General features: G+C 73.7%; 2 protein-coding genes. Both read left to right on the top strand.

Annotation, left to right across the window (positions count from 1 at the left end; translation table 11 throughout):
- Window positions 1–36 precede the first annotated feature (36 nt).
- Window positions 37–6414: a type I polyketide synthase gene (locus tag CLT68_RS33205; protein WP_486482442.1), complete on the top strand. Its 6378-nt coding sequence runs from the start codon at window positions 37–39 to the stop codon at window positions 6412–6414.
- 33 nt (window positions 6415–6447) lie between these two features.
- Window positions 6448–15825: a type I polyketide synthase gene (locus tag CLT68_RS33210; protein ID WP_199177085.1), complete on the top strand. Its 9378-nt coding sequence runs from the start codon at window positions 6448–6450 to the stop codon at window positions 15823–15825.
- The last annotated feature ends 22 nt before the right edge of the window (window positions 15826–15847 follow it).

The following is a 15847-nucleotide window of genomic DNA, read 5'->3' on the forward strand; positions in this document are numbered from 1 at the left end:
GCGGACGAACTACGCCTGCGCGAATCACTCAAAAAGGTGATCAACGAACTGCAGCGCACCCGCGACCAGGTGCGCGACCTCGAAGCCGCGGACCGCGAGCCGATCGCGATCGTCGGGATGGCCTGCCGCTACCCGGGCGGGATCAGCACCCCGGCGGACCTGTGGCGGATCGTCGCCGACGGCGCCGACGTGGTCTCCGGGCTGCCCGACGACCGTGGCTGGGACCTGGCCGCCCTGGCCGGGGACCCGGACGACCGGGGCTCGTCGCACACCGCGCAGGGCGGGTTCGTCGACGCCGTCGCCGACTTCGACGCCGCGTTCTTCGGGATCAGCCCCCGCGAGGCCCTGGCGATGGACCCGCAGCAGCGGCTCCTGCTGGAGGTGTCGTGGGAGGCCATCGAGCGGGCCGGCATCGACCCGGCGTCGCTGTCCGGATCGCGGACCGGTGTGTTCGCGGGCACCAACTCACACGACTACTCGACACTGCTGATGGGCGCCGCCGACGACGGCCTCGACGGTTACCTGGCCACCGGCAACGCGGCCAGCGTCGCGTCCGGGCGGGTCGCCTACACGCTGGGCCTGGAAGGGCCGGCGGTCACCGTCGACACGGCCTGCTCGTCGTCGCTGGTGGCACTGCACCTGGCCGCACAGGCACTGCGACGTGGTGAGTGCAGCCTCGCGTTGGCCGGCGGCGCGGTCGTGATGGCCACCCCCGGCACGTTCGTCGAGTTCTCCCGCCAGGGCGGCCTCGCCGGTGACGGCCGGTGCAAGGCGTTCGCCGCCGCCGCTGACGGCACCGGCTGGGCCGAGGGCGCCGGCATGCTGTTGGTGGAGCGACTCTCCGACGCGGTCCGCAACGGGCACCGGGTGCTCGCCGTGGTCCGGGGCACCGCGGTCAACCAGGACGGCGCCTCGAACGGACTGACCGCGCCCAACGGGCCCGCCCAGGAACGGGTGATCCTCCAGGCACTCGCCGCCGCCGGGCTCTCCGCGGCCGACGTGGACATGGTGGAGGCGCACGGCACCGGCACCACCCTCGGTGACCCGATCGAGGCGCAGGCGCTGCTGGCGACCTACGGTCAGGAGCGGGCCGCCGACCAGCCACTGTGGCTCGGCTCGATCAAGTCGAACATGGGTCACGCACAGGCCGCCGCCGGTGTCGCCGGCATCATCAAGGTCGTCCACGCCATGCGGCACGAGACGATGCCGCGCACCCTGCACGTCGACGAGCCGACGCCCGACGTGGACTGGTCGGCGGGCGCGGTGGAGCTGCTGGTGGACGCGCGGCCGTGGCCGGCGGGGGAGCGCCCGCGCCGGGCCGGGGTGTCGTCGTTCGGCATGTCCGGCACCAACGCCCACGTGATCATCGAGGAGCCGCCCGCCGCGCCGATTGTCGTACCGGTAGAGGTGACGGGGTCGGGTGCGCCGTGGCTGCTGTCGGGGCGTACGGCGGCGGCGGTCGCTGATCAGGCCGCGCGGTTGTCGACAGTGGCGGCGGACGCGTCGTCGGTGGCGTACTCGTTGCTGTCGTCCCGGTCGGTGTTCGATCACCGGGCGGTGGTGCTGGGGCCGGACGTTGCCGCTGGCCTGCAGGCGCTGGCGGATGGTGTCCCGTCGGGCTCGGTGGTCTCCGGTGCGGCCCACCCGGACTCGGGCGTGGTGTTCGTGTTCCCGGGTCAGGGTTCGCAGTGGGTGGGCATGGCCGTGGGGTTGTTGGATGCGGAGCCGGTGTTCGCGGCGCGGATCGCGGAGTGCGCGGCGGCGCTGGATCCGTTCGTGGACTGGAACCTGCTGGAGGTGCTGCGCTCCGACGATCCGCTGGAGCGTGTCGACGTGGTCCAGCCGGTCCTGTGGGCGGTGCACGTGTCTCTCGCGGAGGTGTGGCGGGCCAGGGGTGTGACCCCCGACGCGGTGATCGGCCACTCCCAGGGTGAGATCGCTGCGGCCTGTGTGGCCGGGGTGCTGTCACTGAGCGACGCCGCCAAGGTCGTCGCGTTGCGCAGTCAGGCTCTGCTCGCGTTGTCGGGCAGTGGTGGGATGGTGTCGGTCAACGCCGGCCTGGACGTGGTGACACCTCTGCTGACCGACGGTGTGAGTGTTGCGGTGGTCAACGGCCCGACCAGCGTCGCCGTGGCCGGCGCTGACCTGGATGCGTTCCTGGCCGCCGCGGAGGCGGCCGGGGTGCGGGCGAAGCGGGTGAAGGTCGATTACGCCTCGCACTGCGCTCTGGTCGAGCCCGTGGAAACGGAACTGGCCCGTCTGCTCGACGGGGTGCGAGCGCAACCCGGTGCGGTGCCCGTGTTCTCCACAGTGGAGGACGGCGGCGTGATGGACGCCGACTACTGGTATCGCAATCTGCGTCAGCCGGTCCGGCTGGATCTGGCGGTCGAAGCGGCATACGCGGCCGGACACCGGATCTTCGTCGAGGTCTCCGCTCACCCGGTGTTGACCGGCGCGATCGCTGACACCGCCGAGGTGGCCACGGTTGGTACGTTGCGTCGTGGCGAGGGTGGGCCCGAGCAGGTGGTCCGGTCGCTGGCCGAGGCGTGGGTGCGCGGCGCACCCGTCGACTGGCACACCGTCATCCCGGCAGCCCCCGTCGTGGAACTGCCCACCTACGCCTTCCAGACCCAGCGCTACTGGCCGCGCCCCAGCACCCGGCCGCACGGCGACGCCTCGGCCTTCGGCCTGGCCCCCGTCACCCACCCGGTCCTCGGCGCGGCCCTCGGACTCGCCGGGGCCGACGGCACGATCTTCGCCGGGCGGCTATCCCTCACCACGCACCCGTGGCTCGCCGACCACCGCGTCTCCGGCCGCCTGGTGGTCCCCGGCACCGCGCTGCTCGACCTGGCCATCCGGATCGGCGACCAGCTCGGCTGCGCGATCGTCGCCGACCTCACCCTGGAACGGCCGCTGATCGTGCCCGACCAGGCCGGTGTGGCACTACAGGCGGTGGTTGACGCCGCCGGGGACGGGCCGGACCGGGCGTTCACCCTCTACGCCCGGCCGGACACCGCCGACGCCGAACAGCAGTGGACCCGGCATGCGACAGGTCTGCTCAGCACCACCCGACCGGAAGCCCCGGAACCTCTCCCGGTCTGGCCCCCCGCCGGCGCGCAAGCCGTGCCGGTGGACAGCTTCTACCCGGACCTGGAAGCCCGTGGCTACGGCTACGGCCCGGCGTTCCAGGGACTGCGGGCGATCTGGCGCTCCGACGACGACGTGTACGCCGAGGTCGCGCTGCCCCGGGGGACCGACGCCGACGCGTACGGGCTGCACCCGGCGCTGCTCGACGCGGCACTGCACCCGATCGGCCTGGCCCTCGGACCGGCCGGACCGGAACAGGGCGGGCTGCTGCCGTTCTCCTGGACCGACGTGGACCTGAACGCGACCGGCGCGGAGGTGCTGCGCGTCCGGCTGCGTCCGCTGGGCGCCGACACCGTCTCGGTGCTCGCCGCCGACCAGACCGGCAGCCCGGTCCTGTCGATCGCCTCGCTCGTGCTGCGCCCGATCGCCGCAGGCGCCCTGGAGGCGGCCGACGACCCGGCCCGGGACTCGCTGTTCCGTCTCGACTGGACCCCGCTGACCCTTCCCGCCGACAGTGCTCCGGCCCTCGTCGCGATCCTCGGCGCCGACGAGATCGGTGTGTCCGCTGCCCTCGCGGAGGCCGGGCACGACGTCGTGGCGTACGCCGATGTCGCCGACGACGCGAGTCGGCGCCCCGACCTGGTCATCGCGCCCCTCGGCCCGGGCGGCACCGCGGGTGCCGTCGCCACGGCCGCGACCAGCGCGACCCACTCCTTCCTCGCACTGTTGCAGGACTGGCTCGCCGGCCCGGACGCCCGGCTCGTGGTGGTGACCCGCCATGCCGTGTCGACCGGCCCCGAGGACCCGATCGAGGACCTGGTGCACGCCCCCCTGTGGGGTCTGATCCGCGCCGCGCAGGCGGAGAACCCGGACCGGCTCCAACTCGCCGACCTGGACGGCGATGCCGCCTCGGCGGCCGCGCTGGTCACCGCGACCGGCACCGGGGAACCGCAGGTCGCGCTGCGGGGTGGCACCGCGCACGCGCTGCGCCTGGCCCGCGCCGCGACCACCTCCGCCCTGGTCCTGCCGGACGGCGACGAGCCGTGGCGCCTCGACGTACGCGAGCGGGGCACCTTCGACAACCTGGAGCTGCTGCCCTGCCCGGAGATCGGCTGGGACCTGCCGGACGGTCACGTGCGCGTCCGCATCCACGCCAGCGGCCTGAACTTCCGGGACGTGGTGCTGACCCTCGGCATGGTTCCCGACCAGCAGGTGCTCGGCAACGAGGCGGCCGGTGAGATCATCGAGGTGGGGCCGGGTGTGAGCGGCTACGCCGTCGGCGACCGGGTGATGGGCCTCTTCTCCGGCTCGATGGCACCGATCGGCGTCACCGACCACCGGATGATCGCCAAGGTCCCCGACGACTGGTCGTACCCGGTCGCCGCCACCGTGCCGGTCGCGTTCCTCACCGCCTACTACGGCCTGGTCGACGCCGGCCACCTGCGCGCCGGGCAGTCGGTGCTGGTGCACGCCGCGACCGGCGGCGTCGGCATGGCCGCCGTCCAACTCGCCCGGCACTTCGGCGCCGACGTGTTCGGCACCGCCAGCCCCGGCAAGTGGGACGTGCTGCGCGCCAACGGCTTCGCCGACGACCGGATCGCCTCGTCGCGCAGCCTCGATTTCGAGCAGCGCATCCTCGCGGCGACCGACGGCCGCGGCGTCGACGTGGTCCTCGACTCCCTGGCCGGTGAGTTCATCGACGCGTCGCTGCGGCTGCTGCCCCGCGGAGGGCGGTTCGTCGAGATGGGCAAGACCGACATCCGCAACGCCGACACCGTGGCCGCCGAGCACCCCGGCGTCGGCTACCAGGCGTTCGACCTCATTGAGGCCGGCGGCGAGCGGATCCGCGAGATCTGGACCGACCTGATCACACTCTTCGCGGCCGAGCACCTGCGCCCGATGCCGCTGCGCACCTGGGACCTGCGTCGCGCGCCGGAGGCGTTCCGCTTCCTCAGCCAGGCCCGGCACATCGGCAAGATCGCCCTCACCCTGCCGCCCCGGCCGAACCCCGAGGGCACCGTGCTGATCACCGGCGGCACCGGCACGCTCGGCGCGCTGATGGCCCGGCACTTCGCCCGACAGGGCCGCCGGCACCTGCTGCTCACCAGCCGGCGCGGTCCGCAGGCTCCCGGCGCCGCCGAGCTGTGCGCGGAACTCGCCGAGCTGGGCGCCCAGGCCCGGGTCGTCGCCTGCGACACCGCCGACCGGGACGCCCTGGCCGGGCTGCTCGCCGGCATCCCGGCCGAGCACCCGCTCAGCACTGTGGTGCACGCGGCCGGCGTCCTCGCCGACGGTGTGGTCGGCTCGCTGACACCGGAGCGCCTGGACGAGGTGATGCGGCCCAAGGTGGACGCCGCCTGGCATCTGCACGAGCTGACCCGCTCGGCGCCGGTCGCCGAGTTCGTCCTCTTCTCCGCCGGCGCCGGCACGTTCGGCGGCGCCGGGCAGGCCAACTACGCGGCGGCGAACACGTTCCTCGACGCCCTCGCCCAGCACCGGCGCGACCAGGGACTACCCGCGGTGGCGCTGGCCTGGGGCCTGTGGGCCGACGCCAGTGGAATGACCGGTCACCTGGACGCGACCGACCACGCCCGGATGGCCCGCGGTGGGATGGCCCCGCTCACCGCCGGGCAGGGGCTCGCCCTGCTGGACGCGGCACTACGGCACGACGAGGCGATCCTGGTCCCGGCGAACATCGACACCGGGATCCTGCGCGGGCAGGGCGGCGCCGTTGCGCCACTGCTGCGTGGCCTGGTGCGGGCCCCGGCCCGCCGGGCAGCGGCCGCCGCCGCCGAGACCGGCGACGACCTGGGTCGGCGGCTGACCGGGCTGGGCGCGGCGGACCAGCAGCGGATCCTGCTCGATCTGGTACGCGGGCACGCCACAGTGGTCCTCGGCCGCCCCGCCTCGGAGCCGATCGAAGCCACCCGCGCCTTCAAGGAACTCGGCTTCGACTCGCTGACCGCCGTCGAGCTGCGTAACCGGCTCAACGGCGCGACGGGGCTGCGGCTGCCCGCCACGCTCGTCTTCGACTACCCGAACGCACAGGCGCTCGCCGAGCACCTGGGCAAGGAACTCACCACCGGCGCCGAGCCGGACGGCAACGCCGTGCACGTCGCGTTCGACCGGCTGACCGGCGCCATCTCGGCGCTGGACGCCGAGGCGCTGGCCGGCACCGGCATCACGGCCCGGCTGCGGGAACTTCTCGCCGCCGTGGAACCGGCCTCGGCCGTGCCCGCCGCGGCGACGTCCGACGATGCCGACCTCGACAGCGCCTCCGCCGAGGACATCTTCGACCTGATCGACAACGAACTCGAATTCCCGTGATCCACCACTTCCGTCCTAGGGGAGGGCCGAACGATGGCCGATGAGCAGCAGCTTCTCGACTACCTCAAGAAGGTCACCGCTGATCTGCGGCGCACCAAGCGTCAGCTGCAGGCCGTCGAGTCACGCGACCAGGAGCCCATCGCGATCGTCGCGATGAGCTGCCGCTTCCCGGGCGGTGTGAACAGCCCGGAACAGCTGTGGCGGATGCTCGCCGACGGTCGGGACGGCATCACCGAGTTCCCCGCCGACCGGGGATGGAACGTGGAGGAGCTCTACGACCCCGACCCGGAGCACCGCGGCACCACGTACACCAGGCATGGCGGGTTCATCGACGAGGTCGGCGAGTTCGACGCCGCGTTCTTCGGGATCTCGCCGCGCGAGGCGCTCACCATGGACCCGCAGCAGCGACTGCTGCTCGAGTCGGCGTGGGAGACCTTCGAACGCGCCGGGATTGACCCGCTGTCGCTGCGCGGCACCAGCACCGGTGTCTACGCGGGCGTCACCATGCAGGACTACAGCGCCCGGGTGCTGATGAGCGCGCCGGACGCCATCGAGGGGCAGTTGCTCACCGGCAGCTCGACCAGCGTGGTGTCCGGGCGCATCGCGTACTCCCTCGGCCTGGAGGGGCCGGCCGTCACGATCGACACCGCCTGCTCGTCGTCGCTGGTCGCCGTGCACCTGGCGGCCCAGGCGCTGCGCCGCGACGAGTGTTCCCTGGCCCTCGCCGGTGGCGTCGCGATCATGTCGACGCCGACCCCGTTCGTCGAGTTCAGCCGGCAGCGCGGCCTGGCCCGCGACGGCCGCTGCAAGCCGTTCGCCGCGTCCGCCGACGGCACGGGCTGGGCCGAGGGCGTCGGCCTGGTGCTGCTGGAGAAGCTCTCCGACGCGCAGCGCCGGGGCCACCCGGTCATCGCGGTGGTCCGCGGCAGCGCCCTCAACCAGGACGGCGCGTCCAACGGTCTCACCGCCCCGAACGGCCCCGCCCAGCAGCGCATGATCCGTCAGGCGCTCGCCGACGCGAAGCTGACCGCAGCGCAGGTCGACGTGGTCGAGACCCACGGCACCGGCACCACCCTCGGCGACCCGATCGAGGCACAGGCCCTGATCGCCACCTACGGCAAGCAGCGCGCCGCCGAGCGGCCCCTGCTGATCGGGTCGGTCAAGTCGAACATCGGCCACACCCAGGCCGCCGCCGGCATCGCCGGCATGATGAAGATGGCGTTGGCCATCCAGCACGGCGTGGTCCCGCCCACCCTGCACGTCGACGAGCCCACCCCGCAGGTCGACTGGTCGGCGGGAACTGTCGCGCTGGCCACCGAACGCCTGCCGTGGCCGGACACCGGGCTGCCCCGGCGCGGTGGTGTGTCGGCCTTCGGGGTCAGCGGCACCAACGCGCACGTGATCCTGGAGGAGGCCCCCGCCCCGTCGTCGGAGCCGGTGACCCCGGCGCCGGCCGGAGCAGCCCTGCCCTGGGTGCTGTCCGGGCGTACCGAGGCGGCGTTGCGCGACCAGGCCCGCCGCCTCGCCACCCACCTGGACACCGCCGGACCCGTCGATCCGGCGGACGTCGGTTTCTCCCTGGCCACCACCCGGGCCGCCCTGGAACACCGGGCCGTGCTGGTCGGCCGCGACCTGGCGAGCCTGCGCGAGCGCCTGGACGCGCTCGCCGACCAGGGGCCGGACACCGCGGACGCGTACGCCTCCCGGGGTGAGGCGACCGGCGCGGTGCTGGTCTTCCCCGGCCAGGGCTCCCAGTGGGTGGGGATGGCCGCCGAGCTGATGGACAACGCGCCGGTGTTCGCCGCGCGGATCGAGCAGTGCGCCGCGGCTCTGCGGCCGCACACCGAGTGGTCCCTGCTCGACGTGCTGCGCTCCACCGACCCGGCCGTGCTGAAGCCTGTCGACGTGGTGCAGCCCGCGCTCTGGGCGGTCATGGTCTCGCTCGCCGAGCTGTGGCGCTCGTACGGTGTCACCCCGGCCGCGGTCGTCGGCCACTCCCAGGGCGAGATCGCCGCCGCGGTCGTCGCCGGCGCACTGTCCCTTCAGGACGGTGCGAAGGTCGTCGCGCTGCGCAGCCAGGCCCTGTCGGCGCTGTCCGGGCTCGGCGGCATGGTCTCGGTCGCGGCTCCCGCCGAGGCGGTGCGGCGACGACTGGAGACCTACCCCGGTCGGATCAGCGTCGCCGCGGTCAACGGGCCGGCGTCGGTGGTCGTCGCCGGCGACGCGGACGCCCTGGACGAACTGCTCGCCGAGTGCGAGCGCGACGGCGTACGAGCCCGGCGGATCAACGTGGACTACGCCTCGCACTCCGCCCACGTGGAGCGGATCCGCGACGCCGTGCTGGCCGCCCTGGAAGGGCTCACGCCCGGCCCGGCGGTCATCCCGTTCTACTCCACTGTCACCGGCGAGCCGCTGGACACCACGACTGTGGACGGCGACTACTGGTTCCGCAACCTGCGCCAGCAGGTCCTCTTCGCGCAGACCGTGGAACGCCTGCGCGCCGACGGGCACACCGTCTTCATCGAGTGCAGCCCGCACCCCGTCCTGACCGGCGGGCTCACCGAACTGCTCGGCGGCACGGACGACGACGACGCCGCCGTCATCGGCAGTCTGCGCCGGGACGAGGGCGGCCTCGACCGTTTCACCCGGTCACTGGCCGAGGCCCACGTGCACGGCGTCCGACTGGACTGGCCGGCGGTGTTCCCCGGCGCGCGTACCGTCGCTCTGCCCACCTACCCGTTCCAGCGCCAGCGCTTCTGGTTGGAGGTGGAGTTCGGCGCCGCCGACCCGAGCACCGGCACCGGCAGCGGCACCCCGGCCGAGGCCGGCTTCTGGGCGGCCGTGGACCGGGCCGACGTCGACGCGCTCACCGCCACCCTCGGGGTCGGAGGTGAGGTGGTCGAGCCGATCCTGCCCAGCCTCACCTCGTGGCACCGGTGCAGTCGCGACCAGGCGACCGTCGACTCCTGGCGGTACCACATCGCGTGGCGCCCGCATCCGGGAGGCGCCGACGGCGCCCCCGCCGGCACCTGGCTGGTCCTGGTGCCCGCCGGGCGGCGCGACGACGACCGGGTCACCGCGGCCCTCGACGCCCTCGGCCAGCACGCCGCCGGGGTCATCGCCGTCGAGGTCGACACCCGCACCGCCGACCGGGACTCGCTGGCCGACACCCTGCGCGGCGCGCAGCCCGGAGGCATCCTCTCCCTGCTCGCTCTGGACGAGCAGCCGCTGCCGGACCACCCGGACGTGCCGGCCGGCTTCGCCGCCACTGTCGCGCTCACCCAGGCACTCGGGATCGCCGACCTCGGTGCGCCCCTGTGGTGCGCCACCTCGGGGGCGGTGTCGGTCGGTCGTACCGACCCGGTCACCAACCCGGCCCAGGCCCTGGTCTGGGGCTTCGGGCGGGTCGCCGCGCTGGAGCACCCGGACCGGTGGGGTGGGCTCGTCGACCTCCCGGCCGAACTGGACGACCGCACCCGACGACTGCTCGCCACAGTTGTCTCCGGCGCCATCGGCGAGGACCAGGTGGCACTGCGCAGCAGCGGCGTCTTCGGCCGCCGCCTGGTCCGCGCGCCGCTCGCCGAGACGGCCCCGACCCGCCGCTGGAACCCCGAGGGCACCGTCCTGATCACCGGCGGCACCGGCGCCCTGGGCGGTCACATCGCCCGCTGGCTGGCCCGCTCCGGAGCCGGGCACCTGCTGCTGCTCAGCCGCCGTGGACCGGACGCGCCGGGCGCCGCCGACCTCGCCGCCGAACTCACCGGACTGGGCACCACGGTCTCCGTGGTGGCGTGCGACGCCGGCGACCGGGACGCGCTGGCCCGGGTCCTCGCGGACGTGCCGGCCGCGCACCCGTTGACCGCCGTCGTGCACACCGCCGCCGCCATCGACGACACCGTCGTCGACGCCCTCGACGTCGACCGGATGTCGCGTGCCCTGCACGCCAAGATGACCGCCGCGACCAACCTGGACGAGCTGACCCGCGACCTTGACCTCGCCGTCTTCATGCTCTGCTCGTCGGTGGCCGGCACCCTCGCCAGCTCCGGCGTGGGCAACTACGCCCCGGCCAACGCCTACCTCGACGCGCTCGCCCAGCAGCGTCGCGCGGCCGGCGGGCACGCCCTCTCGGTGGCCTGGGGCGCCTGGGACGGCGGCGGACTCGCCGACGGCCGATTCGGCGACCTGCTCGACCGGCACGGCATGCCCGGCATGCAACCAGCGCTCGCAATCGAGGCGCTGCGCGGCGCGGTCGACCACGACGAGACGTACCTGGCCATCGCCGACATCGCCTGGGAGCGGTACTTCGTCGCCTTCACCGCCACCCGCGCGGCCCCGCTGCTCGACGCGGTGCCCGAGGTGCGGGAACTGCTGTCGCGCGCCGCGACGACCGCGGCCGACGACCCGGCCGCGACACCCACCAACGGGTACGCCCGGCAGCTCGCCGGCCAGTCCGAGGCGGACCAGCGGCGCACGCTGCTCGACCTGGTCCGCGCCCAGGTGGCCGCGGTGCTCAGCTACCCGTCACCGGAGGCGGTCGAGCCGCGCCGCACCTTCCAGGAACTCGGCTTCGACTCGGTGACCGGCGTCGAGCTGCGCAACCGGCTGGCCCGCGCCACCGGCCTGCGCCTGCCGGCCACCATGGTCTTCGACCACCCGTCGCCGCACGCCCTCAGCGCCCGTCTGCGCGAACAACTCCTGGACACCGACCCGGGACCGGCCACCCCGGCCCCGACGACCCCGGTGGCGGCCGACGAGCCGATCGCCATCGTCGGCATGAGCTGCCGCTACCCGGGCGGCGTCGGCTCCCCGGAGGACCTGTGGCGGCTGGTCAGCGCGGACGGCGACGGCATGGGCGCGTTTCCTGCGGATCGGGGCTGGGATTTAGGGGTGTTGTTCGATCCCGATCCCGACAACGCTGGGACCACATACACCCGGAATGGCGGGTTCCTCTACGACGTAGGTGAGTTCGATGCCGAATTCTTTGGTGTCAATCCGCGTGAGGCATTAGCGATGGATCCTCAGCAGCGGCTGTTGTTGGAAGCCTCGTGGGAGGCCGTCGAGCGCGCCGGAATCGACCCGGCGGCACTCGCCGGTTCGCGTACGGGCGTCTTCGCCGGCACCAACGGCTCCGACTACTCGGCCGTGCTGTTCGGGGCCTCCGAAGGCCTGGAGGGCTACCTGGCCACCGGCAACGCCGGCGCGGTCCTGTCCGGCCGGGTGTCGTACGTCCTGGGCCTGGAGGGGCCCGCGGTCACCGTCGACACGGCCTGCTCGTCGTCGCTGGTGGCGCTGCATCTCGCGGCGCAGGCTCTGCGCAGCGGCGAGTGCGATCTCGCCCTGGCGGGTGGTGTGACAGTGATGGCCACCCCGTCGTTGTTCGTCGGTTTCTCCCGTCAGCGGGGCCTGGCCGCCGACGGGCGCTGCAAGGCCTTCGCGGGTGCCGCCGACGGCACCGGATTCTCCGAGGGCGTCGGAATGCTTCTCGTGGAGAGGCTTTCCGACGCGCGCCGAAACGGTCACCGCGTACTCGCTGTGGTCCGCGGTTCCGCTGTCAATCAGGACGGTGCCTCTAATGGTCTGACCGCGCCGAACGGGCCTTCCCAACAACGCGTCATCCGGGCCGCTCTCGCCAATTCCGGATTGTCCGCCGCGGATGTCGACGTGGTCGAGGCGCACGGCACCGGCACCCGGCTCGGCGACCCGATCGAGGCCCAGGCGCTGCTCGCCACCTACGGTCAGGAACGTCCCGCCGACCAGCCGCTGTGGCTCGGTTCGGTCAAGTCGAACATCGGGCACACCCAGGCCGCCGCCGGTGTCGCCGGCATCATCAAGATGGTCGAGGCGCTGCGCCACGGGACCCTGCCGCGGACGTTGCACGTGGACGAGCCGACGCCGCAGGTGGACTGGTCCGACGGCGCGGTGGAGCTGCTCACCGAGGCGCGGCCGTGGAGTGCGGGCGAGCGCCCGCGTCGGGCCGGTGTCTCCTCGTTCGGCGTCTCCGGCACCAACGCTCACGTGATCATCGAGGAAGCGCCGGCCGTGGACGCCGACGAGGTCACCGCGACGACGTCGGACGTGCCGTGGCTGCTTACCGGGCGCACCGCGAAGGCGATCGCCGACCAGGCCCAGCGGCTCGCCGCGCTGGACGCCGCACCCGGAGAGGTGGCCTACTCGCTGGCCACGACCCGCTCGGCGTTCAGCCAGCGGGCCGTCGTGCTCGGCCCGGACCACGCGCCCGGTCTGGACGCACTGGTCAACGGTCTGCCGTCGAGCACAGTTATCTCCGGGTCGACGTACCCCGACGCGGAGGTCGTCTTCGTCTTCCCCGGCCAGGGTTCACAGTGGATCGGCATGGCGGTTGGCCTGCTCGACGCCGAGCCGGTCTTCGCGGCCCGGATCGCCGAGTGCGCCGCGGCCCTGGACGCGTTCGTCGACTGGAACCTGCTCGACGTCCTGCGCTCCGACGACCCGCGGTGGCTGGAGCGGGTGGACGTCGTGCAGCCCGTCCTCTGGGCGGTCAACGTCGCCCTCGCCGACGTCTGGCGGGCCAGGGGTGTCGTACCGGACGCGGTGATCGGTCACTCGCAGGGTGAGATCGCGGCGGCCTGTGTCGCCGGGGTCCTCTCCCTCGGCGACGCCGCCAAGGTGGTCGCGCTGCGCAGCAGGGCGCTGCTGACGATCGCCGGCACGGGCGGCATGGTCTCCGTCAACGCCGGCCTGGACGTGGTCACCCCGTTGCTTCCCGACGGCGTGAGCGTCGCGGCCGTCAACGGCCCCACCAGCGTGGTCGTCGCCGGGGTTCCGGACAGCCTCGACGTCTTCCTGGCCGTCGCGGAGGCAGCCGGCGTACGCGCCAGGCGGGTGAAGGTCGACTACGCCTCGCACTGCGCCCTGGTCGAGCCGGTCGAGGCCGAGCTGGCCCGCCTGCTCGACGGTGTCACGCCGCTGGCCGGCGAGGTGCCGGTGTTCTCCTCCGTCGCCGACGGCGGCACGATGAACGCCGCCTACTGGTACCGCAACCTGCGCCAGCCGGTGCGCCTGGACCTGGCCGTCGAGGCCGCGTACGCCGCCGGTCACCGGATCTTCATCGAGGTCAGCGCCCACCCGGTGCTCACCGGCGCGATCGCTGACACTGTGGACGCGGCCACGATCGGCACGCTGCGCCGCGACGCCGGTGGCACCGACCAGGTCGTACGGTCGCTGGCCGAGGCCTGGGTGCAGGGAGCCCCGGTCGACTGGAGCACCGTCATCCCGGCCACCCGGGTCGTCGACCTGCCCACCTACCCGTTCCAGCACCAGCGCTACTGGCCCTCCGGAGGCGGCGCGATGAGCGCGGCCGACCCGGTGGACAGCGAGTTCTGGCAGGCCGTCGAGGACGGCGACCTCAGCCCGCTGGGCATCACCGGCGACGGCGGCGACCTGCTGCCCGCGCTCGCCACCTGGCGGCGCGCCCGCAGGGAGAGGGACACCACCGACACCTGGCGCCACACCGTCGGCTGGACCGCCATCCCGGACGCCGGCACACCGCCCCGGCTCGACGGCACCTGGCTGCTCGTCGTACCGGACACCACCGACCAGCACCGGATCGCCACCGACTGCGCCGCCGCCCTGCGCGAGCACGGCGCGGAGGTCCTGGAGATCGCACCCGCCACCACCGAGCGCGCCGAGCTGGCCAGTCTGCTCAACCGGCTCTCCGACATCGACATCCCGCTCGCCGGCGTCCTGTCGCTGCTCGCGCTCGACCAACGTCCGGATCGAGAGAACCCGCAGATCACCACCGGGACGACCGCCACGCTGACGCTGCTGCAGACGCTCGGCGACATCGGTTCCCCGGCGAAACTGTGGTGCGTCACCCGTGGGGCGGTTGCCGTCGCCCCCGGCGAGGATGTGCCGCATCCGGCCCAGGCGATGCTCTGGGGCCTTGGACCCGTACTCGAGGCCGAGGACCCGCAGCGCTTCGGCGGGCTGATCGATCTGCCCGACACTCTCGACCCGGTGGCCGGAACCCGGCTCGCCGTCACCCTTCGCGGCGAGCCGGGTTCAACCGGCGAGAACCAGGTGGCCATCCGGTCCGCGGGGGCGGTCGCCCGCCGCCTGCGACCGGCGCCACTCAACACCCCGGCGCCGACGACCGGATGGGCACCGACCGGCACCACACTGATCACCGGTGGCACCGGCGCGATCGGCGCGCACGTGGCCCGCTGGCTGGCCGGACGCGGCGCCGAACACCTGGTGCTCACCAGCCGCCGAGGCCCCGACGCCCCGGGTGCCGGTGACCTGCGCAGCGAGTTGGAACAGCTCGGCGCCCGGGTGACCATCGCCGCCTGCGACGTCGCCGACCGCGACGCGGTACGCGGACTGCTCGACGGCATCGACGACCTGACCGCCGTCTTCCACCTCGCGGGAACCCGCGACTCGGGCCTGCTGACCGGACTCACCGGTGCGCGTCTGGCGGCCGTCGCCGCCGGCCGGGCGACCGGCGCCCGTCACCTGCACGAGCTGACCCGCGATCACGACCTGACCGCGTTCGTGCTGTTCTCGGCGCTCGCCGGGACGCTCGGCAGCACCGGGCAGGGCGCGTACGCCGCCACGAACGCGTACCTCGACGCCCTGGCCGACCGGCGCACCGCCGCCGGCCTTCCCGCCACCTCGATCGCCTGGAGCGGATGGGCGCAGAGCGAGGCCACCGACGGCCCCGCGACCACCCCGCTGCCCACCCCGTCCGCCCTGACCGCGCTGGGTCAGGTCCTCGACCACGCCGACACCCGGATCGTGCTGGCCGACATCGCCTGGGACCGCTTCACCGAACAGCACCCGGCCGGCCCGCCGCGCCTGGTCAGCGACCTGCCCGCGGTGCGTGCCGCGGTGGCCGCCGGCACCGGCGACCCGGCGAGCGCGCCGTGGCTGCGCCGGATCGACGGCCTGGACCCGACCGAGCGGGACGCCGTCCTGCTCGATCTGGTCCGCGCCCAGGCGGCCTCGGTGCTCGGCCACCCGGACAGCACAGCGGTCGAGCCGGACCGGGCGTTCAAGGAACTGGGCTTCGACTCGCTGACGGCGGTGCAGCTGCGCAACCAGATCAGCGTGGCGACCGGCGTCAAGCTCCCGGCGACGCTGGCCTTCGACCACCCCAACGCCCGGGCCCTCACCGCACACCTGGTGGGCCGGATCGTCGGTGACTCGGCTGCCGAGCTGCCGCTGCTGGCCGAGGTGGACCGGCTCGCCGGGCTGATCGCCGGGCGAACCCTCGACAAGGGCGCGCGGTCGCAGCTCACCGCGCGGCTCCAGACACTCCTGGCCGACCTGCACGGAACCACCGAACACAGCGGCGACACCGTCACCGAGAAGCTCCAGTCGGCCAGCGCCGACGAGATCTTCGACTTCATCGACACGCAACTTTCGGTGTCCTGACCGAACGATGCGCGCATCCGGA

This window comes from Micromonospora sp. CNZ299 (assembly GCF_002754415.1).

Excerpts from the sequence above, each read along its gene's own strand:
- CLT68_RS33210 (WP_199177085.1), top strand. The coding sequence starts at position 6,448 with ATGGCCGATGAGCAGCAGCTTCTCGACTACCTCAAGAAGGTCACCGCT.